The organism is Bradyrhizobium sp. KZN70725 (assembly GCF_055264925.1).
Genome location: NZ_JBUYWT010000006.1, coordinates 43,139 through 62,001 on the forward strand (window position 1 = coordinate 43,139; position 18,863 = coordinate 62,001).

Here is an 18,863-nt window from a genome sequence, read left to right on the forward strand (position 1 = left end):
ATAGGCAACACCGCGTCACGCGCCCGTCAAATGCGCGCAGACCGCTATTGACAGCGGCTCCTCAACTAGCCAAGTGAAGCTCCGTTTTTCAGGAAAATTCTGGGATTACCACGTGGCCAAGTCCGAGCTCGGAACCAAGCGCATTTGCCCGACCACGGGCAAGAAGTTCTACGACCTCAACAAGAATCCGGTGATCTCGCCCTATACCGGCGAAGTCGTGCCGATCGCGCCGATCGCCCCGCCGCGGGGCCGTGGCGCCACCGTCAGTTCGCCTGCGACCGCAGCCGACATGCCGGAGCCCGCCGAGGCCGAGGAGATGGTCTCGCTCGAGGAGGCCGATGCCGAGGAGAACACCGGGAAGGTCAAGGCCCAGGTTCCCGAATCCGAGGACGATATCGAGGTCGATGAGACCATCGACGACGATGACGACGACGATTCGACCTTCATCGCCGACGAGGAAGAGGGCGATGAGGACGTGACCGACATCATTGGTGACGTCGGAGGCGACGAAGAGACTTGAGATCGGCGCCGATCTATGATCAACGGTGCTGCCGCGCGAGTCGTCCAGGCCGCGCGGACCGGGATCGATCCCCCAGGATCATCCCAACTGGATAAGGGGCCATAGCTCAGCTGGGAGAGCGCTTGCATGGCATGCAAGAGGTCGGCGGTTCGATCCCGCCTGGCTCCACCAGCCTTCGCGAGCTTCGGCTCGGCAAGCCCGAATAGTCCATCGTAGCGAAGTGAGCGAAGGCTGCCGCGGCGTAGCCCAAAGGGCGGAGCCGGGCTCTCTCCGAAATCCGAATGCGTTAGCATCCACCCCATCAGCCGTGTGTTGGGGGGAACAGATGAAATACGTTTACATTCTCGAGAGCCTTGATTGCCTGCACTTCTATGTCCGGATTACCGATCTGCGGGCTAGACTGGCTAAGCACAATGCCGGGGAAGTGCCCCATACATCCAAATTTGGACCGTGGCGGCTCAAGACCTACGTCGCTTTCAGCGACGAGAAGCAGGCCGTCGCTTTTGAAAATATCTGAAGTCCGCATCCGGCCGCGCCTTCGCCAAGAAGCGCCTCTAACCGCCCCGACCGCCCCTACTCCCCCAGCACCGCATTCAGCCGGTCGCGCAGCGCGACGATCTCGTCCTTCATCGCCATCAGTTCGCCGACGGTGCAGTCCGAGGCCGCGAGGATCGACTGCGGCACGGCCTTGGCCTTTTCGCGCAGCGCGTGGCCCTGCGGCGTCAGCGCGATCAGCACCACCCGCTCGTCCGCGGTGCTGCGGGTCCGTTTGATCAACTCCGCCGCCTCCAGCCGCTTCAAGAGCGGCGTCAGCGTTCCGGAATCCAGGAACAGGCGCTCGCCGAGGTCCTTCACCGCGACGTCGTCGCGCTCCCACAGCGCCAGCATCACGAGATACTGCGGATAGGTCAGCCCGAGCCGGTCGAGCAGCGGCTTGTAGACGCGGTTGAAGGCGTGCGCGGTCGAATAGACCGCAAAGCAGATCTGATTGTCGAGCCGCAGCGCCTGATCCGCGGCCGTCGGTTTCCTGGCCATGATTCCCATCGAATCCATCTCGTTTCCGGGTCATTCTGGGCTCACGGGACCGCGGATTCAATTGCGAACAATTAAATGTGAGACCGCATATTTTATATTGTGCGCAATCTATTTGCGTGCAATACATGCGTCATCGAATTCAAGCCCAACCCACCAAGGGAGACCACGATGTCTGTGAACGTGCTCTACAAGACCAGCGCCAAGGCAACCGGCGGCCGCGACGGCCATGCGGCGACGCTCGACGGCGCACTCGACGTCAAGCTCACGACCCCGAAGGAGCTCGGTGGCGGCGGCGGCGCCGGCAACAATCCGGAGCAGCTGTTCGCGGCCGGCTATGCCGCCTGCTTCATCGGCGCGATGAAGTTCGTGGCCTCGCAGGGCGGCCCCAAGGTTCCCGCCGACGCCTCGGTGACCTCGACGGTCGGCATCGGCCCGCGCTCGGAAGGCGGCTTCGGCCTCGCCGTCGAGCTCGCGGTGTCGCTGCCCGGCCTTGCGCGCAACGATGCCGAAGCGCTGGTCGAGAAGGCCCACCATGTGTGCCCCTATTCCAACGCGACCCGTGGCAATGTCGACGTCAAGCTGAGCGTCGTCTAATTCCACATCACGCAATGGTCCGCCGCAACACGTGGCGGACCATTGCTCTTTCAGCGGCTGGTTCGCTTGGCGAACGCATGCGCCGCCTGCTGCATGGGCCTGCGCCGACGGAAGCATTGCTGCCCCGGCTGAAGACCGTTAGCTCTGGGACCCTCGTTATCTGATCCCAACTGAGCGAAGGTTGCTTCCATGAATACCCCAGCGGCTACGGGCGCGATGACCGGCCTGCGCGTGATCGATCTGACGCGCGTGCTCGGCGGTCCGTATTGCACCCAGATTCTCGCCGACCACGGCGCCGACGTGATCAAGGTCGAGCCGCCCGCCGGCGACGAGGTGCGAGACTGGGGTCCTCCCTTCCACGAAGAAGACGCGGCCTATTTCGTCGGCATCAACCGCAACAAGCGCTCGATCGGCCTCGACCTCGCTTCCGAGGGCGGACGCGCGGTGCTGATGAAGATGCTCGAGACCGCCGACGTGCTGATCGAGAATTTCAAGCCCGGCACGCTCGACAAATGGGGCATCGGCAACGACGTGCTGCGCGCGAAATTTCCGCGCCTCGTGCATTGCCGGATCTCCGGCTTCGGCGCCGACGGCCCGCGCGGCGGCAATCCCGGCTATGACGCGATCATCCAGGCGATGACCGGCATGATCGCGGCGACCGGCTCGCCGGAGAGCGGCCCGATGCGGATCGGCGTGCCGCTGGTCGACATCACCACCGGGCTCTACGCCACGATCGGCATCCTGATGGCGCTGTCGGAGCGGCAGCGCTCGGGGCTCGGCCAGTTCATCGAGACGACGCTGTACGAGACCGGGCTCGCGATCATGCATCCGCACACCGCGAACTACTTCATGCACGGCAAGCCGCCGTCGCTCACCGGCAACGAGCATCCCAACCTCGTTCCGTACGCGATCTTCCCGACCAAGACCGACAACATCTTCATCGGCGTCGGCAATGACGGAACCTTCCGCAAGCTCGCCAAGGAGATCGGCAAGCCCGAGCTCGGCACCGACCCGCGCTTTGCCCGCAACAAGGAGCGCATCGCCAACCGCGATGCGCTCCGCGTCGAGCTGGCCGCGGTGTTCAGCCAGCACGAGGCCGAGCAGCTGTGCAACCGGCTGCTCGCCGCCGGCCTGCCGGCTGGCCCGGTGCAGAAGATCGACCAGGCGCTGACCAACCCGCACACCATTCATCGCGGCGACGTCATCGAGAAGGATTGGTACAAGGGCGTCGCCTCGCCGATCCGCCTCGAACGCACCAAGCCGAACCTGCGCCGGACGCCGCCGAAGTTCAGCCAGCACGCCGCGGAAGTGCTCGGCGAGTTCGGCTACTCGAAGGACGAGATCAACGGCCTGGTTGAGAAGGGCGTGGTCTGCGGTCCCCAGCGCAAGCGCTAAAGGCGTTTTCGAGCCTGTCCCGCACGCGATGCGGGATGCGCACCGGTTCGCGTCAGGACAAAGCTGGAGCGTCGGCCCGTATCGAACCGGCCGACGCATCAACACTGCGGTGCAACGTCGCGTTTGGCGCTGCACCGCACGGAGCCGGCTGCGGTCTTCGCCTTTTTTACCGCTTCCCTTCGCTTCGGCTTCCCCCCTACCATGACTTTCGTTTATACGGTCATTTGAACGTCATCCGGCGCTGATAACGCGCGCAACGAAAGATGATGTTCCAATTGGGAGGGGTTTTGATGTTCTTTCGACGACTAGGCGCTGCCGCGGCAGCCGCTGCCGCGCTTGCATTCGCGTCGCCCGCGTTCGCGGTGACCGAGATCCAGTGGTGGCACGCGATGACCGGCGCCAACAACGACGTCATCGTCAAGCTGGCCAACGACTTCAACGCCTCGCAATCCGACTACAAGGTGATCCCGACCTACAAGGGCGGCTACGCCGACACCATGAACGCCGGCATCGCCGCGTTCCGCGCCGGCAACGCGCCGCATATCATGCAGGTGTTCGAGGTCGGCACCGCGACGATGATGGCCGCCACCGGCGCCGTCAAACCGGTCTACAAGCTGATGGCCGACGCCGGCGAGAAGTTCGATCCGGGCGTCTATCTGCCCGCGATCACCGGCTACTACTCGACCTCCAAGGGCGAGATGCTGTCGTTCCCCTTCAACTCGTCGTCGACGGTGATGTGGATCAATCTCGATGCGCTGAAGAAGGCCAACATCGCGGAGATTCCGAAGACCTGGCCGCAAGTGTTCGACGACGCCAAGAAGCTGAAGGCAGCCGGCTATAACACCTGCGGCTTCTCCGGCTCGTGGGTCACCTGGGTCAATCTCGAACAGCTCTCGGCCTGGCACAATGTGCCGCTCGCCAGCAAGGCCAATGGCCTCGACGGCTTCGACACCGTGCTCGAATTCAACGGCCCGCTGCAGGTCAAGCATCTCGAGAGCCTCGTCGAGCTGCAGAAGGACAAGACCTACGACTATGCCGGCCGCACCAACACCGGCGAAGGCCGCTTCACCTCGGGCGAATGCCCGATCTACCTGACCTCGTCGGCCTTCTTCGGCAACGTCAAGGCGCAGGCCAAGTTCAACTTCACCGCGGCGCCGATGCCGTATTATCCCGACGCCAAGGGCGCGCCGCAGAACTCGATCATCGGCGGCGCCTCGCTCTGGGTGATGGGCGGCAAGTCGGCCGAGGAATACAAGGGCGTGGCCAGGTTCCTGACCTTCCTCTCGGACACCGACCGCCAGGTCTGGATCCACAAGGCCTCGGGCTATCTGCCGATCACCAAGGCCGCCTATGCCAAGGCCAAGGAAGAAGGCTTCTACAACGACCAGCCCTATCTCGAGACCCCGCTGCTCGAGCTCACCAACAAGGAGCCGACCGCGAATTCCCGCGGTCTGCGCCTCGGCAACATGGTGCAGCTGCGCGACATGTGGTCGGAGGAGATCGAGCAGGCGCTGGCCGGCAAGAAGACCGCCAAGCAGGCGCTGGACGCCGCCGTCGAGCGCGGCAACCAGATGCTGCGGCAGTTTGAAAAGACCGCCGTCCGCTGACATGATGCCTTCGGGCATGAACCGGACAAGCGCGAAGCGGTTTTCCACCATGCCCAGACGACAAGCTAAGGCGCGATGACGATCCAACCTCATCTCATCGCGCTTTAGGGCGATCAACCGGCGGGCCGCATCCGCGGCCTGCCCTTCTTCCGAGCCCATGCAAAAGCAAGCGATTTTCCAGTCAAAGCTGTTGCCTTACGCGCTGGTTGCCCCGCAACTCGCGATCGTCCTGATCTTTTTCTACTGGCCGGCCCTGCAGGCGGTGATCCAGTCCTTCCTGCTGCAGGACGCCTTCGGCCTCTCCACCAGCTTCGTCTGGTTCGAGAACTATCTCGAGCTGTTCAAGGACCCGGCCTATTTCGCGGCGATCGTCCGGACCTTCGTGTTCTCGTTCGCGATCGCGGTCTCATCGCTGTCCTTCGCGCTGCTGCTCGCGGTGATGGCTGACAGGCCGCTGCGCGGCTCGACGCTGTATCGCACGCTGCTGATCTGGCCCTATGCGGTGGCCCCGCCGGTGGTTGGCGTACTCTGGGTGTTCATGCTGCACCCCTCGCTCGGCGTGCTGTCGCGCTATCTGCGCGCCATGGGCATCGACTGGAATCCGCTGCTCGACGGCGATCAGGCGGCGGCCCTGATCATCCTCGCCGCGGCCTGGAAGCAGATCTCCTACAATTTCCTGTTCTTCCTCGCCGGGCTGCAGAGCATCCCGAAAAGCGTGATCGAGGCCGCCGCGATCGACGGCGCCCGGCCGATGCGGCGGTTCTGGACCGTGATCTTCCCGCTGCTGTCGCCGACCATCTTCTTCCTCTTGGTCATCAACATCGTCTACGCCTTCTTCGACACTTTCGGCATCATCGACACCATGACCCGCGGCGGTCCCGGCAAGGCGACCGAGACGCTGGTTTACAAGGTCTATACGGACGGCCTGCTCGGCGGCAATCTCGGCTCGTCGGCGGCGCAGTCGGTCATCCTGATGGTCATCGTCGTCATGCTGACGGCGATCCAGTTCCGCTTCGTCGAACGCAAGGTGACCTACTGATGGTCGAGGCGGAAGGCTTCCAGCGCTATCTGGCTCACGCCATCCTGTGGATCGGGATCGCGATCGTCGCCTTCCCGGTCTATCTCGCGCTGGTCGCCTCGACCCAGGACAACGCCGTGATCGCCAACGGCCAGATGTCGCTGCTGCCCGGCGGCCATTTCCTCCAGACCTACTACCAGACGCTGTTTGTCGGCACGAGCGGCTCGACCCGCGAGCCGGTGCTCCACATGATGCTGAACTCGCTGGTCATGGCGCTCTTGATCGCGGTCGGCAAAATCGCGATCTCGATCATCTCGGCCTACGCGATCGTGTATTTCCGGTTTCCGTTCCGGATGGCGATCTTCTGGATCATCTTCATCACGTTGATGCTGCCGGTCGAGGTACGCATCTATCCGACCTACAAGATCGTCGCCGATCTGCATCTGCTCGACAGCTATGCCGGCCTGTCGCTGCCGCTGATTGCGTCGGCCACCGCGACGCTGCTGTTCCGCCAGTTCTTCATGACCGTGCCGGATGAATTGCTGGAGGCTTCGCGGATCGACGGCGCAGGCCCGTTCCGCTTCTTCTGGGATACGCTGCTGCCGCTGTCGCGCACCAACATGGCCGCGCTGTTCGTGATCCTCTTCATCCTCGGCTGGAATCAGTACCTCTGGCCGCTGTTGATCACCACGCGCGACGACATGCAGACCATCCAGGTCGGCATCCGCAAGATGATCACGACGACGGACGCGCTGACCGAATGGCCGATTGTGATGGCGACCGCGTTGCTCGCGATGCTGCCGCCGGTGTTCGTCGTCGTCGTGATGCAGAAACTGTTCGTGCGCGGATTGGTGGAGACGGAAAAGTAATGGCTAACGTCACGCTGCGCAGCGTCCGCAAGACCTATCCCGGCGGCTTCGAGGCCATCAAGGGTGTCGATGTCGACGTCGGCGACGGCCAGTTCTGCGTGCTGGTCGGCCCATCCGGCTGCGGCAAGTCCACGCTGCTCCGCATGGTCGCGGGGCTCGAGACCATCACCGGCGGCGAGATCGACATCGGCGGCCGCGTCGTGAACCAGGTCGAGCCTGCTGATCGCGACATCGCGATGGTGTTCCAGAACTACGCGCTCTATCCGCATATGAGCGTCTACAACAACATGGCCTACGGCCTGCGCAACCGCGGCATGGCCGAGGCCGAGATCAAGACCCGCGTCGAGGAAGCCGCGCGCGTCCTCGAGCTCTCGCCGATGCTGGAGCGCAAGCCGCGCCAGCTTTCCGGCGGCCAGCGCCAGCGCGTCGCGATGGGCCGCGCCATCGTGCGCCAGCCGAAAGTGTTCCTGTTCGACGAGCCGCTGTCGAACCTCGACGCCAAGTTGCGCATCGCGATGCGGGTCGAGATCCGCAAACTGCAGCGCCGGCTCAACACCACGTCGATCTACGTCACCCACGACCAGCTCGAGGCGATGACGCTCGCCGACATCCTCGTCGTCATGAACGGCGGCCAGGTCGAGCAGGTCGGCAATCCGCTGGACATCTACCAGAAGCCGGCGACCACCTTCGTCGCCTCCTTCATCGGCGCCCCGCCGATGAACCTGATGCCGCTGCGCGCGGACGAGCTGAAGCCCCAGATCACGGGCGCCGACGGCGCCGGCATTGTCGGGATCCGGCCGGAGGATTTCGTGATCTCGAGCGAGACCGCATCCGGCGGCGTCGCGCTCGGCCTCACCGTCGAGGCGATCGAGCATGTCGGCGCCGAGACCTTCGTCTACGGCAGCCGCCAGCGCGAGGAGCAGGGCGTTGCCGCCAATCCGGGCGAGCTGCCGCCCGGTGAGGTGATCGTCCGGGTTCCCGGCGTCTCGGGTCCCGCCATCGGCGAGCGGATCCGGGCCGTCGCCCCCCGCGACAAGCTGCATCTTTTTACCGCCGATGGCCGCAAGCGCGTCGGGGAGTAACCGATCGGGAAGAATTTACCCCCATGTTGCGGGCGTTTAGGCTGGTTTCGGGGCTGCTTGAACGCTATCCAGATCGCCCCCATATCCCTCACTGACCGGAGGCCAGACGGCCCGCCGGTTGCATGGGGCGCCGCAAGGGCCCCTCAAAGTCGCTTCGAGAGGACTTTGTAATGTCTCGTGTTCCATCGTTGTCCAGTCCGTTCCTTCTGGGATTCGACGAGATCGAGCGTGCGCTCGACCGCGTCGTGAAGGGCGCCGACGGCTATCCTCCGTACAACATCGAGCGGTGCGACCGTACCAACGGGCAGCCTGAGCGGCTGCGCATCACGCTGGCGGTGGCGGGCTTCACCCGCGACCAACTCGATGTAACTATTGAGGAAAATCAGCTCGTCATCCGCGGCCGCCAGCAGGACGACAAGGCCCGGCAATACATCCATCGCGGCATCGCCGCGCGCCACTTCCAGCGCACCTTCGTGCTGGCGGAGGGGATGCATGTGCTGGGCGCGGATCTGAAGAACGGGTTGTTGTCGATCGACCTGGCCAGGCCGGAACCTGAACGGGTCATTAAGACAATCGCTATCAATGAGCACGAATAATAGAAACAACGAGCGGACTCGACCGCTTATCTGACTGAGGAGTCGAGACCATGAGTGAACTGAGTACCACCACCATCGAATCCGAGAGCGTCACGCCGGAAGCGCTGGCCCATCTGGGCGAAGGTCATATCGCCTACGTGAAGCAGGTCCGCTCCGAGGACGTGCCGGATCTCTTTCCGCAAGCGCCGAAGATCGCGCCGGGCCTCAAGCTGTTCGCACTGCACGCCGCCGACGGCACGCCGATCATGCTGACCGACAGCCGCGAAGCCGCGGTCGCAAATGCGTGGAGCAACGAGCTGCAGGCCGTCAGCGTCCACTGACGCAAATCTACGGCTGAATTCAGCATCCGCGAATTCAATGCGCGGGCCTGCTTCGTCACCGAGGGGGCCTGCGCATTTTTTATGGCGATGAGGTCGACGTGGCGAGCATCGGGCCCATGCTGAGCTGCACCTCGCCGGGCACGTTGTAGTCGCGCATCAGCATGCGGTTGTTGCGCAGCCCGCAGGCTTCCCGCTGCACCACGAACATCCAGAGCGCATGGCCGGCCTCCCGCACCAGGAGGCGCCGTGCCTGTTGTGTTGACGTCGATGTTTCAGCGCGCGGATGGGCGGCATCGAACTCGCGCAGCCTGGCGAGTGCCTGTTCCAGCGCGCGGCCCATGCGGCCGAGCGCACTCGCCCTCTCTTCGGCGAGCTCGTAAGCGAGAACGTCGACGGGAACGCGATCAAGGCGAAAATCGCGGGACATCAGTCATCCCTGGTTCGTTGCGCGCGTCCGTCTTCCGGTGTCATCGGCTGGTTGTCAATAGGTGCTCGTGTCGTCGATCGCCAAGCGAAAGCTCGCTCAACTTGAGCAATTCATTGCACAGGCTTGGGCAGCGGACCATGGCCGCAGCTCCATTTCGCTCTGTGCATTTCCGTGCTGTAATAACTTCCTGCGAGAAGCACTGCGACAAGGAATTTCCAGCACGAATTATTCGCCGCCAAATCGATTGAAGGAGATGCGAACATGCAGAAGAGCTCGCTGATCAATCTCGTTGCTTCGGTGTCGATTTCCGTCCTCGCGACAGGTGTCGCGATTTCCGCGCAGGACAAGTACAGCCTGCAGGTGCCCAACGGGCTCGCGTTCTCCGAGTTCAGGGGATACGAGGACTGGCCGGTGATCGCGATCAGCGAGAACGAAGGCGTCATCGCCGTGATCCTGGGCAATCCGGTGATGATCGGCGCTTACCGGGAGGGCGTGCCCGGCAATGGCAAGCCGTTCCCGGATGGCGCCAAGATGGCGAAGATCCATTGGATCCCGAAGAAGCAGGAGGCGTATCCCGGTCAACCGACGGTGCCGGGTGCGCAGCATGACGTCGACTTCATGGTCAAGGACAGCAAGAGGTTCGCAGACAGTGGCGGATGGGGATACGGCGCGTTCGAGTATGACGCGGCGTCAGATGTGTTCAGGCCCGCCACCACGGCGGACAATCCGCCCCAGGAAAACGACGCGAAGTGCGGCCATGCGTGCCACACGGTGGTACAGAATCGCGACTACGTCTTCACCGAGTACGGCAAGAGGTAGACATCGGATCGCACGGGCTAGCGTTGCACCAGCCGCGCGCGGATGTCCGGCTTCAGCACCTTGCCGACCTTGGAACGCGGCAGATCGTCCCAGACCTCGATCTGCTTCGGCGTCTTGATGCTGCCGATCTGCTGCTTGACGAAGGCGGCGAGCCCGCTCGCATCGACAGTGTGGCCGACGCGCGGCTGCACCACGGCGACGATCCGCTCGCCCCATTTGTCGTCAGGCAATCCGATGACGGCGCAATCCTGCACCGCCTCGTGGGCGCGCAACGCGTTCTCGACCTCGATCGAATATACGTTGAAGCCGCCGGTGATGATCATGTCCTTGGCGCGATCGACGATATAGAGATAGCCGTCGCCGTCGATGTAGCCGATGTCGCCGGTGTGGTGCCAGCCATGCGCCGAAGCCTCGCGCGTGGCCTCGGGGTTCTTGTAGTAGCCTTCCATCACCAGCGAGCCGCGTACCACAATCTCGCCGCGCGATCCCGCCGGCAACAGCTTGCCGTCGCCATCCATGATGCCGGCCTGCACCAGCGGGCCGATCCGCCCGGCCGACGAGAGTCGCTCCATCGCGATGGTGCCGTCCGGATTGTAGTGATCGGCGGGCGGCATCATCGAGATCATCATCGGCGCCTCGGTCTGGCCGAACAGCTGCGCCATAGGCCCGATCCGCTTCAAGGCTTCCGCTAGCCGCGTCGCCGAGATCGGTGCCGCGCCGTACCAGAAGCATTGCAGCGAGCTGCGATCGGCCGCGTCGAGCCCGGGATGATCGAGCAGCATGTAGATCACGGTCGGCGGCAGGAAGGTGTGGGTGACGCGGTAGCGCTCGATCAGCGCCAGGAACTCGCCGATGTCAGGGTGGTGCATGATCACGACCCGGCCGCCCAACGTCATGATCGGGAAACAGAGCACGCCGGCGGCATGCGTCAGCGGCGCCAGCGCGAGATAAATCGGGCGGCCCTTGAACGGATAGCCCATCAGAGTCAGCGCGGTCATCGCCTCGATGTTGCGTCCCGACAGCATCACGCCCTTCGGCTTGCCGGTGGTGCCGCCGGTCCCCGGGATCATCGCGAGATCGTCGATCGTGGCGCGCTGATAGACATCATCAGTAAGCCCGCCGAGCCAGCGCTCGAATGACGGCGCGAACGGCAGCTCGGCGTCGAGACAGACCAGCGCGCGCAGCTTGGGCAGGTCCTGCCGGACCGCCTCGACCATCGGCGCAAAGCTGGAATGAAACAGCAGCAGGCTGCAATCGAACTGATCGAGGATGAACTTGTTCTCGGTCGCCTCGTTGCGCGGATTGATCGGACACCACACGGCAGCCGCGCGCGAGATGCCGAACACGCAGGCGAAAGCGAGCGGATCGTTGCCGGACAGGATCGCGACCTTCTCGCCGGGAGCGATGCCCGACCGGTCGAGCCCGCGCGCGATCCGGTAGCTCAGCCGCTGCACCTCGCCATAGCTGAGGTCGCGTCCGTCCATCGTGAGGCATGGCGCGTCAGCGCCGAGCGAGGCACCCTTATCGAGATAATCGATGAAGCGCATGGCAGGTCTCGCGCAAGGGGCGGGTGACGCGCTACTGCGTCACCCGCGGAAGGTGCGTTTTCGAGCAAAACGAAAACGCTTCAGGGAACGGAGTGTCGAGCCCCGATCCGGGCGGGGCTCAAGCTCAATCATGCACGGTCAGGACCGGCTTGCCGACCAGGCCGAAGCTGCGCAATTGCCCGAGCAGCTCGCGATGACCGAACGCCTGACAGCCGGAGGCGAAGCCTACGCGCTTGGGCGGCTGCTGCAGCAGGTGCGCGGCAGCATAGGCCTGCAACATGCCGGTCTGCTTGTAGTTGCTGTTGCCGTAGATGACGCAGTGCGCGCGCCCCAGCGGGCCGGAGGCATACACCGAATCCAGCGACTTGTTGACACGCGGGTTCTCGCGCGGCGGCATGGTGTTCATCACGCCGGCAGCGGTCTGTGCCAGCGCGGCGTAGCGCTCGTCGGGCTTCATGTCCTTGGTCGCCTCCAGCGCGGCGGCGACGATCTGCGGCACGCCCAGCATCAGCGCGCGATTGAACACGCCGCCCAGCACCTTCACGTTGGCGACGCGCGGATCCTGCTTGAACCACACCGGGTGCGATGTGCCGCCCCACGGCAGCGCCAGCGCCAGCTCGTGTTGGCCGGGGATGGCGAGGTTGTAGAGGCCGGCATCGGGCTGATGCTCGACGTACTTGTTCTGCTCCAGGTAGTAGGCCTTGGCCATCGCGGCGTTGACCAGGATGGTCTGCGTCGAGGCGATGGTCGGGCTGCCGCCCCAGAACACGGCGATATCGAGTGTGTCGAGGCCGGGCGTTTCCAGGCACAGCTGCGCGGCGATCTCGCCGGTGGTGTACATCTGCGCGATGCCCGGCGCCAGCAACAGGCCGGCATTGGCGAATTTCGTGCCAAACTCGTGCTCGAGCGTGATCAGCCAGTCCTGCTCGCCGGTCGTATCCGTATAGTGGCACCTGGCAGCCAGGCAGGCCTGCACCACCTCGCCGCCGAACTTGGCGAAGGGGCCCACGGTGTTGAGCACCACCGAGGCGCCCTTGAACAATTCGGTCAGCGCGGCCACGGTGTGCGGCACCGACACGACCTCGTAGTCGGCGGTCTCGATGCCGGCCACGTTCGACTTCATCGCGGCGTTGAGCTTCTCGGCGCTGCGGCCAGCGGCGATGAAGGGGATGTTGTACTCGCGCAGATATTCGCAGACCAGCCGGCCGGTATAGCCGGAAGCGCCATAGACGATGACGGGCTTCTTGTCGCTCATTGCGATCCTCCGAAATGCTTGTTGTCGGCTTTGTTGCTACATGCCCATGCCGCCATCGACCGGCAGGCCGATGCCGGTGATGAATCGCGCATCGTTCGAGCACAGGAACACGGCGGCGTCGGCGATGTCGGAGACCTCCGCGAGCTTGCCGAGCGGCGTCTGCTCCACCACCGAACCGACGGCGGCGTTGACGTCAGGCGCGAGACCGATCTTCACGATGTCGTTGGCAAGCTGCAGGCCCATGTCGGTCGGGATCAGGCCTGGATAGATGCAGTTGACGCGCACGCCATAGCCGAGCTTGCCGGCTTCCATCGCGCCGACCCGCGTCATGCGGTCGACCGCGGATTTGGTGCCGGAATAGACCGCGATGCTCGGGAAGGCGATCGTCGCCGCGACCGAAGCGATATTGACGACCGCGCCGCCCTTGCCCGCGGCGCCGCCCGGCCGCATCGCGCGGAAGGCGTGCTTCATGCCGAGCACGGTGCCGACGATGTTGACGTCGCACATGCGGCGCGCGTCCTCGGCCTTGATGTCGGCGACCAGCGACGTGATCTCGATGCCCGCATTGTTGATCAGGATGTCGAAGCCGCCGAGAGTTTCGACCGTCGCTGCGGCGGCCCGCTCCCATTGCGCATCGTCAGTGACGTCGAGCTTGACGAAGCCGGTCTTGACCCCGGCCTTGGCGATCTCGGCGGCGCTGGCCTTGCCGGCGTCATCCAGAATGTCACCGATCATGACCGCGGCGCCGGACCGCGCCAATGCCTGCGCGATCGCCGCGCCAATCCCCCGGGCGCCGCCGGTGACCAGGGCTTTCCTGCCTTCAAGGCTCTTCCCACTCATGACGTAGTCCTCCCTTTGCTTGCCGATTGATGGTGGTGCTGACAGAGGCAGCGCGGGCCGGGGCCTGCGCATTTGGAGCGCAATGGTGATCGCGGCCGGCGTCGGCAGGGCGCAGCGTTGGCGCGCCCCGGCGGTGCATTTCCTCCTGGTTCGTCGATTGGTCAGCCGTCTTGACGGTTGTCCAAATTATTTCGCCAACCCTCGTCCAGGAACTTGACACTTGTCAAGTCTGAATTTGACAAGTGTCAAAGAGGATGGTTGTGAAGAGATGGAGCGCGCCGCGGTCGCCGCGGTATAGTTGCTCGAGGGAAGAAGCAGAGGGAAGGCACGGAATGGCGCGGCAAGCGACAGGAGCGGCCCAACGGGTGGCTGTAGCGGCCGAGGCGCTGCGCGACGAGAAGTTCAACGCGCGGCGCGTCGAGCTCGCGGAGGCCGCGCTGGAGACGCTTGGCGAGCTCGGCTTCGCGCGCACCAGCCTGCGCGAGATCGCGCAAAACTCCGCATTCACGCACGGCGTGTTTCACTACTACTTCAGCGACAAGCTTGATTTGATCTGCTGCTGCGTCCGCCACTACAAGGCGAAATGCGTGACGCGCTATGACGAGGTGGTGACGACAGCACGCAGCCGCGACGAATTGACCGAAGGTTTTCTCGCCAAGCTCGCGGCCACGCTCGAAAACGAAGCGCGCATGCATCGGCTCTGGTACGATCTGCGCTCGCAGGCGATGTTCGAGCCGGCGTTCCGCAAGGACGTGCTCGAGATCGACAAGAGCCTGGAAGCGATGATCTGGCGCATCGCCACGCGCTACGCCGAGCTCGGCAACAAGCGGCCGGCATCGTCACCGGCGGCGCTGTACGCGCTGTTCGACGGCCTGTTCCAGAGCGCGCTGCTCCGGCATCTCGCCAATGACGAGAAGGCAATCCCCGATCTGCTCGACGAGGTTCGCCGTCTGCTGCCGACGATCTGCTGAGAGGTTTGCGAACGCTCCGTAGCCCGGATGGAGCGCAGCGTAATCCGGGACTGAACTATCCGCAGTTAGAGTAGCTCCGGATTGCGCTTCGCTCCATCCGGGCTACGGACTACTCCAATGAAGCCTTGAGCGCCAACAGCGCGGCCTTCAGCGGTGGTAGATCATCCTTGACCTCGTGGCGTCAACGCGCTGGTAATCATGCCGCAAGATGTTGCCTATGCCTGCGATGTCTTTCCAGCGGACATTCTCGTGCTGAGCCTTTAACTCGCTGCCGAGGTGGCGGCTCGCTTCCGAAATGACTTCGATTCCGCGTTCAATTGCGGAGCGCAGCAGCCACGAGCGCTCGTAGTCGCGGATGGATTTTCCTGCCAACGCCTTTTCGATGCCACGGATGCTTTCGAGCATGTCGTGGATACGAAGCAAGGGGGAGCGCACGATCATTCAGAAAACCCGCGTTGCCTCCGCCTCGATCCGCTCTCGAATCAGTGGATGAAGTCCTTTGCGTGTGGTGAGATCGACTTCGACGCCGAGACTCTCTTCGAGCAGTCGCTTGGTCGCGACCAGGTCGAGAGCATTGAACCGGCTGCGAGGATCGTAGTCCACGAAAAGATCAATATCACTCCCTGCACGAGCCTCGTCGCGCGCAGTCGAACCAAATAGATACAGCGAAGTCGCCCCGAGTGCCTTGATGGCATCGGCCTGGTCACGGAGCTTCCTGAGGGCTTCGGTTCGCGTCATGAACGAACTATACCACGGGCCGCCAAGCGCCCGCAAAATCGTACGGCAGGCGGACTTACGCCGCGCTCGCCGGCGGCAGTGCGAGCACCGAGTAGATCGCCTGGGCGTCGCGCGAGGCGCGCAGCTTCTTGGCGACGTCCTGGTCGCGCAGCAGGCGGGCGATCCGCGCCAGCGCCTTGAGGTGGTCGGCGCCGGCGCCTTCCGGTGCGAGCAGCAGGAAGATCAGATCGACCGGCTGGCCGTCCATCGCCTCGAAATCGATCGGGCGTTCGAGGCGGGCGAAGAAGCCGAACAGCTTCTCCAGCTTGGGCAGCTTGCCGTGCGGAATGGCGACGCCATAGCCGACCGCCGTGGTGCCGAGCTTCTCGCGCTGCAGCAGCACCTCGAAGATGGCGCGCTCATTCTGCCCGGTCAGCGCGGAGGCACGCGCGGCGAGTTCCTGCAGCGCCTGCTTCTTGCTGATGACTTTCAAAGCCGGGAGAATCGCCTCGGGTGCGACCAAATCGGTAATCGGCATTGGGACGTTCCGAGGTGAATGACCGTCAGGTTGCGAAATAGGCTTTACAGCGGCGGCGTCAAGAAGATGAGGTGGGATGCGGGCTTAGCCCGGGTCCGGTTGGCAGGGCTTCTACTCCAACGTATCGGCGGTGCCAACACCTGCGAACCCTGTTCCGCCCCCCTTGTTCCTAGAGGCGGCGGACCATAAGCAGGGCCGGCTTCGGACGTCAATGCCATCTGCCAACTATCCTCAAGGGCTCACCGCCGGCGGATCGACCCAGCCGACATTGCCGTCCGTACGGCGGTAAATGATGTTCAACCGGCCGCTGCCGCCATGCTGGAACACCAGGCAGGAGGCGCCGGTCAGATCGAGCTCCATCACGGCTTCGCTGACCGACAGCCGCTTCAGCGCGGTGGTTGCCTCGGCAATGATCACCGGGCTGTATTCGGTGACCTCGTCCTCGTTCTCGGGCGCCTCGATGACGTAGCTCGGCGCGTCGAGCCCGACGCCGTTCAATTCGGCAAGCGCGGCAGTCGCGGCATAGGTCTTGCGGGCGGAGCGATCCTTGAGCCGGCTCTTGTAGCGGCGCAGGCGCTTCTCGATCATCAAGAGCGCGGCGTCCGCGCTGGCATAGGCGTCGGTGGCGTTGGATTCGGCTTCCAGCGTGATGCCGGAATCCAGATGCAGCGCGCAATCGGTTCGGAAGCCGAAGCCATCCTTGCTCAGCGTGATGTGACCCGAATAGTTGCCATCAAAATACTTTCGCAGGACCTCGTCGGTGCGCTCGCTGACGCGCGCGCGAAGCGCCTCGCCGATGCTGATGCTCTTTCCCGAGATTCGAAGGGTCATTTGATGCCTCAATTGCTGGATGCCTCGATCACTCTTGCAGGAGCATGATGCTTGCTGGGCTTCCGGTTACCTCCCTTTCTGGACGACGTTCGACCTGGAAAGATTGAGACTATCCCGATTTGGCGCGAACGCAACGAGCGCATGGCCCGGTCCGTACCCGAACGGGGTCACGCTCAAGAAGTAACCTAAACGGAGGCCGTGTCGCGCGACCGGTCGGACGAGGAGGCAGGAGCCGAAAGGGCATTACCGAGCATGCTCTGTTTGTCACGGCGGCGCTGCACCGAGGATGGTATCCGCATCGCCTCGCGATACTTCGCGACGGTACGGCGGGCGATATCAATGCCCGAGGCGCGCAAACGTTCCACGATCGTGTCGTCGGACAGGATCGCCGACGCGGCCTCGCCGTCGATCAATTGCTTGATGTGATGACGCACCGCTTCGGCCGAATGCGCCTCGCCGCCGTCGGCCGACGCGATCGAGGCGGTGAAAAAATACTTCAATTCAAAACTGCCGCGATTGGTCGCCATGTATTTGTTGGCGGTGACGCGCGACACCGTCGATTCATGCATCTGGATCGCGTCCGCGACCGCCTTCAGATTGAGCGGCCGCAAATGCGCGACGCCATAAGTGAAGAAGCCATCCTGCTGGCGGACGATTTCGGTCGCGACCTTCAGGATGGTGCGGGCGCGCTGATCGAGCGCGCGGACCAGCCAGGTCGCGTTCTGCAAGCAATCGGTGAAATACGACTTGTCACCGTCCTTGCGGATCGTCTTCGACAGTTCAGCGTAATAGGTCTGGTTGACCAGCACGCGCGGCAGAGTGTCGCTGTTGAGCTCGACATGCCAGCCGCCGTCGGGACCCGGACGCACATAGACGTCGGGCACCATGGTTTGCGTTCGCGCGGTGCCGAACTTCAGTCCGGGCTTCGGGTCGAGCCGGCGGATCTCGGCGATCATGTCGGTGATGTCTTCGTCGTCGACGCCGCAGAGCTTTCGCAAGGCCGCGATGTCGCGCTTGGCGAGCAGGTCGAGATGCTCGACCAGCGCCTGCATCGCCGGATCGTAGCGATCGAGCTCGCGCAGCTGGATCGCGAGGCATTCGCTCAGGTTTCGCGCGCATACGCCGGGCGGATCGAACTTCTGCAGCACGGCGACGACCTCGTCGACCGCTTGCTGCGACGCACCGAGCCGCTCGGCGGCCTGGCCGAGATCGGCCGGCAGGTAGCCGGCGTCGTCGACCAGGTCGATCAGATACTGCCCGATCATGCGCTGCGCCGGCGCCGAGAACGCCACCGCGAGCTGTTCGGCGAGGTGGTCGGCAAGCGTCAGCTCGGCGGCCACGAAAGCTTCGAGATTGTACTCGTCGTCGCTGGAGGCGCCGCCGCCCCATTCGGTGTAGACCGATGGCGGCGCATCCTGTGCGGCGCGCGCCGCCGCCTCCGCCGGCTCCTCGGAAAACACGTTGTCGAGGCGGGTATCGAGCGTCTGCTCGATTTCGGCGCGGCTGCCGAGGTCGCGGTTCAGCCATTCCTCCTGGCCGGGCTCGAAGCCGGCCTCGCCGCCTGGGCCTGCGGCCTTGTCGGAGGCGTCGCCATCGTCCCCATAGCTGCTGGAACCGTCGGAATCGCCGTAGTCCGGCCGCTCCATGGCGGGCTCGCCGGCCACCGGCGGCTCCGGTCCGTCGGCGGCCCGTTCCAGCAGCGGATTGCGCTCCAGCTCTTCCTCGACAAAGGCTGACAGATCAAGGTTCGACAGCTGCAGCAGCTTGATCGCCTGCATCAGCTGCGGCGTCATCACCAGCGACTGCGACTGGCGGAACTCTAGTCTTTGGGTCAGCGCCATGGAGGCAAGAACGATCCTAAAAGTTGGCTCGATTCTTGCTT

Annotated in this window: 22 protein-coding genes and 1 tRNA gene; 13 read left to right on the forward strand and 10 right to left on the reverse strand. The window is 63.9% G+C overall.

All coding sequences use genetic code 11. The features are described from left to right. Positions 1-112 precede the first annotated feature (112 nt). The 3 genes from ACZBJS_RS07720 to ACZBJS_RS07730 all read left to right on the forward strand — a co-directional run bounded on the left by ACZBJS_RS07720 (position 113) and on the right by ACZBJS_RS07730 (position 1,037). Positions 113-520 (forward strand): TIGR02300 family protein, encoded by a 408-nt coding sequence (locus ACZBJS_RS07720; protein ID WP_057020408.1) that lies wholly within the window; start codon positions 113-115, stop codon positions 518-520. Positions 521-615: 95 nt separating this feature from the next. Then, a tRNA-Ala gene (locus tag ACZBJS_RS07725) sits at positions 616-691 on the forward strand. 154 nt (positions 692-845) lie between these two features. Beyond that, a complete protein-coding gene (locus tag ACZBJS_RS07730; protein WP_076833793.1) occupies positions 846-1,037 on the forward strand; it encodes a GIY-YIG nuclease family protein in 192 nt (63 codons plus the stop codon). A 56-nt stretch (positions 1,038-1,093) separates the two neighbouring features. Here ACZBJS_RS07730 and ACZBJS_RS07735 read toward each other — a convergent pair whose 3' ends face one another. Next, on the reverse strand, positions 1,094-1,555 hold the full coding sequence (locus ACZBJS_RS07735) for a MarR family winged helix-turn-helix transcriptional regulator (protein ID WP_057020441.1): 462 nt from the start codon (positions 1,553-1,555) through the stop codon (positions 1,094-1,096). A gap of 168 nt (positions 1,556-1,723) precedes the next feature. Between ACZBJS_RS07735 and ACZBJS_RS07740 the strand changes: the two genes are divergently transcribed. The 8 genes from ACZBJS_RS07740 to ACZBJS_RS07775 all read left to right on the forward strand — a co-directional run bounded on the left by ACZBJS_RS07740 (position 1,724) and on the right by ACZBJS_RS07775 (position 9,036). After that, positions 1,724-2,149, forward strand: coding sequence for an organic hydroperoxide resistance protein (locus tag ACZBJS_RS07740; RefSeq protein ID WP_076833862.1), 426 nt, complete (start codon positions 1,724-1,726; stop codon positions 2,147-2,149). A gap of 189 nt (positions 2,150-2,338) precedes the next feature. Continuing rightward, positions 2,339-3,544 carry a CaiB/BaiF CoA transferase family protein gene (locus ACZBJS_RS07745; RefSeq protein WP_316398510.1) on the forward strand — a complete coding sequence of 402 codons (1,206 nt, stop codon included), beginning with the start codon at positions 2,339-2,341 and terminating at the stop codon, positions 3,542-3,544. A gap of 290 nt (positions 3,545-3,834) precedes the next feature. Continuing rightward, complete coding sequence (gene ugpB, locus ACZBJS_RS07750; RefSeq protein ID WP_316398509.1) at positions 3,835-5,151, forward strand: sn-glycerol-3-phosphate ABC transporter substrate-binding protein UgpB; 1,317 nt, start codon at positions 3,835-3,837, stop codon at positions 5,149-5,151. 157 nt (positions 5,152-5,308) lie between these two features. Next, positions 5,309-6,190 carry a sn-glycerol-3-phosphate ABC transporter permease UgpA gene (gene ugpA, locus ACZBJS_RS07755; protein ID WP_057020405.1) on the forward strand — a complete coding sequence of 294 codons (882 nt, stop codon included), beginning with the start codon at positions 5,309-5,311 and terminating at the stop codon, positions 6,188-6,190. Further along, a complete protein-coding gene (gene ugpE, locus ACZBJS_RS07760; RefSeq protein WP_316398508.1) occupies positions 6,190-7,038 on the forward strand; it encodes a sn-glycerol-3-phosphate ABC transporter permease UgpE in 849 nt (282 codons plus the stop codon). The genes ugpA and ugpE overlap by 1 nt, the downstream gene beginning before the upstream one ends. After that, on the forward strand, positions 7,038-8,120 hold the full coding sequence (locus tag ACZBJS_RS07765) for a sn-glycerol-3-phosphate import ATP-binding protein UgpC (RefSeq protein WP_316398507.1): 1,083 nt from the start codon (positions 7,038-7,040) through the stop codon (positions 8,118-8,120). The genes ugpE and ACZBJS_RS07765 overlap by 1 nt, the downstream gene beginning before the upstream one ends. A gap of 170 nt (positions 8,121-8,290) precedes the next feature. Beyond that, positions 8,291-8,716, forward strand: coding sequence for an Hsp20 family protein (locus tag ACZBJS_RS07770; RefSeq protein ID WP_057020402.1), 426 nt, complete (start codon positions 8,291-8,293; stop codon positions 8,714-8,716). Between the two features lie 50 nt (positions 8,717-8,766). After that, a complete protein-coding gene (locus tag ACZBJS_RS07775) occupies positions 8,767-9,036 on the forward strand; it encodes a BQ00720 family protein (protein ID WP_016843536.1) in 270 nt (89 codons plus the stop codon). 79 nt (positions 9,037-9,115) lie between these two features. Here the strand turns inward: ACZBJS_RS07775 and ACZBJS_RS07780 are convergent, their stop codons facing one another. Next, entirely contained in the window at positions 9,116-9,463 is a 348-nt protein-coding gene (locus ACZBJS_RS07780) for a DUF6665 family protein (RefSeq protein ID WP_057020400.1), read from the reverse strand. A 261-nt stretch (positions 9,464-9,724) separates the two neighbouring features. On the opposite strand from ACZBJS_RS07780, the gene ACZBJS_RS07785 reads away from it, so the two are divergent. Beyond that, positions 9,725-10,282, forward strand: coding sequence for a cytochrome P460 family protein (locus ACZBJS_RS07785; RefSeq protein WP_316398506.1), 558 nt, complete (start codon positions 9,725-9,727; stop codon positions 10,280-10,282). Between the two features lie 17 nt (positions 10,283-10,299). Here the strand turns inward: ACZBJS_RS07785 and ACZBJS_RS07790 are convergent, their stop codons facing one another. The 3 genes from ACZBJS_RS07790 to ACZBJS_RS07800 form a co-directional block, all read right to left on the reverse strand. After that, positions 10,300-11,829: an AMP-binding protein gene (locus ACZBJS_RS07790; RefSeq protein WP_463438625.1), complete on the reverse strand. Its 1,530-nt coding sequence runs from the start codon at positions 11,827-11,829 to the stop codon at positions 10,300-10,302. Positions 11,830-11,953: 124 nt separating this feature from the next. After that, positions 11,954-13,084, reverse strand: a complete 1,131-nt coding sequence (locus ACZBJS_RS07795) for a DUF5938 domain-containing protein (protein WP_057020397.1) — start codon at positions 13,082-13,084, stop codon at positions 11,954-11,956. Positions 13,085-13,120: 36 nt separating this feature from the next. Then, positions 13,121-13,924 (reverse strand): SDR family NAD(P)-dependent oxidoreductase, encoded by an 804-nt coding sequence (locus ACZBJS_RS07800; protein ID WP_016843541.1) that lies wholly within the window; start codon positions 13,922-13,924, stop codon positions 13,121-13,123. Positions 13,925-14,289: 365 nt separating this feature from the next. On the opposite strand from ACZBJS_RS07800, the gene ACZBJS_RS07805 reads away from it, so the two are divergent. Next, positions 14,290-14,895 carry a TetR/AcrR family transcriptional regulator gene (locus ACZBJS_RS07805; protein WP_026192040.1) on the forward strand — a complete coding sequence of 202 codons (606 nt, stop codon included), beginning with the start codon at positions 14,290-14,292 and terminating at the stop codon, positions 14,893-14,895. Between the two features lie 147 nt (positions 14,896-15,042). On the opposite strand, the gene ACZBJS_RS07810 is transcribed toward ACZBJS_RS07805, so the two are convergent. From ACZBJS_RS07810 to rpoN, 5 genes are all read right to left on the reverse strand, one after another. Continuing rightward, a complete protein-coding gene (locus tag ACZBJS_RS07810; protein ID WP_057020395.1) occupies positions 15,043-15,336 on the reverse strand; it encodes a HepT-like ribonuclease domain-containing protein in 294 nt (97 codons plus the stop codon). Then, positions 15,337-15,633, reverse strand: coding sequence for a nucleotidyltransferase family protein (locus ACZBJS_RS07815; RefSeq protein WP_057020394.1), 297 nt, complete (start codon positions 15,631-15,633; stop codon positions 15,337-15,339). A gap of 55 nt (positions 15,634-15,688) precedes the next feature. Continuing rightward, on the reverse strand, positions 15,689-16,150 hold the full coding sequence (gene ptsN / locus ACZBJS_RS07820) for a PTS IIA-like nitrogen regulatory protein PtsN (protein ID WP_016843543.1): 462 nt from the start codon (positions 16,148-16,150) through the stop codon (positions 15,689-15,691). A gap of 231 nt (positions 16,151-16,381) precedes the next feature. Beyond that, the gene (gene hpf, locus ACZBJS_RS07825; protein WP_028337939.1) at positions 16,382-16,981 is read right to left on the reverse strand and encodes a ribosome hibernation-promoting factor, HPF/YfiA family; all 600 of its coding nucleotides are present in this window, start codon (positions 16,979-16,981) and stop codon (positions 16,382-16,384) included. A gap of 185 nt (positions 16,982-17,166) precedes the next feature. Next, positions 17,167-18,822 (reverse strand): RNA polymerase factor sigma-54, encoded by a 1,656-nt coding sequence (gene rpoN, locus ACZBJS_RS07830; RefSeq protein ID WP_316398070.1) that lies wholly within the window; start codon positions 18,820-18,822, stop codon positions 17,167-17,169. Between the last annotated feature and the right edge of the window lie 41 nt (positions 18,823-18,863).

What these genes read in the sequence shown, in the direction of transcription:
- ACZBJS_RS07730 (WP_076833793.1), top strand. Translation starts at nt 846, where the DNA reads ATGAAATACGTTTACATTCTCGAGAGCCTTGATTGCCTGCACTTCTAT.
- ACZBJS_RS07735 (WP_057020441.1), bottom strand. Translation starts at nt 1,555, where the DNA reads ATGGCCAGGAAACCGACGGCCGCGGATCAGGCGCTGCGGCTCGACAAT.
- ACZBJS_RS07740 (WP_076833862.1), top strand. Translation starts at nt 1,724, where the DNA reads ATGTCTGTGAACGTGCTCTACAAGACCAGCGCCAAGGCAACCGGCGGC.
- ACZBJS_RS07745 (WP_316398510.1), top strand. Translation starts at nt 2,339, where the DNA reads ATGAATACCCCAGCGGCTACGGGCGCGATGACCGGCCTGCGCGTGATC.
- ugpB (WP_316398509.1), top strand. Translation starts at nt 3,835, where the DNA reads ATGTTCTTTCGACGACTAGGCGCTGCCGCGGCAGCCGCTGCCGCGCTT.
- ugpA (WP_057020405.1), top strand. Translation starts at nt 5,309, where the DNA reads ATGCAAAAGCAAGCGATTTTCCAGTCAAAGCTGTTGCCTTACGCGCTG.
- ugpE (WP_316398508.1), top strand. Translation starts at nt 6,190, where the DNA reads ATGGTCGAGGCGGAAGGCTTCCAGCGCTATCTGGCTCACGCCATCCTG.
- ACZBJS_RS07765 (WP_316398507.1), top strand. Translation starts at nt 7,038, where the DNA reads ATGGCTAACGTCACGCTGCGCAGCGTCCGCAAGACCTATCCCGGCGGC.
- ACZBJS_RS07770 (WP_057020402.1), top strand. Translation starts at nt 8,291, where the DNA reads ATGTCTCGTGTTCCATCGTTGTCCAGTCCGTTCCTTCTGGGATTCGAC.
- ACZBJS_RS07775 (WP_016843536.1), top strand. Translation starts at nt 8,767, where the DNA reads ATGAGTGAACTGAGTACCACCACCATCGAATCCGAGAGCGTCACGCCG.
- ACZBJS_RS07780 (WP_057020400.1), bottom strand. Translation starts at nt 9,463, where the DNA reads ATGTCCCGCGATTTTCGCCTTGATCGCGTTCCCGTCGACGTTCTCGCT.
- ACZBJS_RS07785 (WP_316398506.1), top strand. Translation starts at nt 9,725, where the DNA reads ATGCAGAAGAGCTCGCTGATCAATCTCGTTGCTTCGGTGTCGATTTCC.
- ACZBJS_RS07790 (WP_463438625.1), bottom strand. Translation starts at nt 11,829, where the DNA reads ATGCGCTTCATCGATTATCTCGATAAGGGTGCCTCGCTCGGCGCTGAC.
- ACZBJS_RS07795 (WP_057020397.1), bottom strand. Translation starts at nt 13,084, where the DNA reads ATGAGCGACAAGAAGCCCGTCATCGTCTATGGCGCTTCCGGCTATACC.
- ACZBJS_RS07800 (WP_016843541.1), bottom strand. Translation starts at nt 13,924, where the DNA reads ATGAGTGGGAAGAGCCTTGAAGGCAGGAAAGCCCTGGTCACCGGCGGC.
- ACZBJS_RS07810 (WP_057020395.1), bottom strand. Translation starts at nt 15,336, where the DNA reads ATGATCGTGCGCTCCCCCTTGCTTCGTATCCACGACATGCTCGAAAGC.
- ACZBJS_RS07815 (WP_057020394.1), bottom strand. Translation starts at nt 15,633, where the DNA reads ATGACGCGAACCGAAGCCCTCAGGAAGCTCCGTGACCAGGCCGATGCC.
- ptsN (WP_016843543.1), bottom strand. Translation starts at nt 16,150, where the DNA reads ATGCCGATTACCGATTTGGTCGCACCCGAGGCGATTCTCCCGGCTTTG.
- hpf (WP_028337939.1), bottom strand. Translation starts at nt 16,981, where the DNA reads ATGACCCTTCGAATCTCGGGAAAGAGCATCAGCATCGGCGAGGCGCTT.
- rpoN (WP_316398070.1), bottom strand. Translation starts at nt 18,822, where the DNA reads ATGGCGCTGACCCAAAGACTAGAGTTCCGCCAGTCGCAGTCGCTGGTG.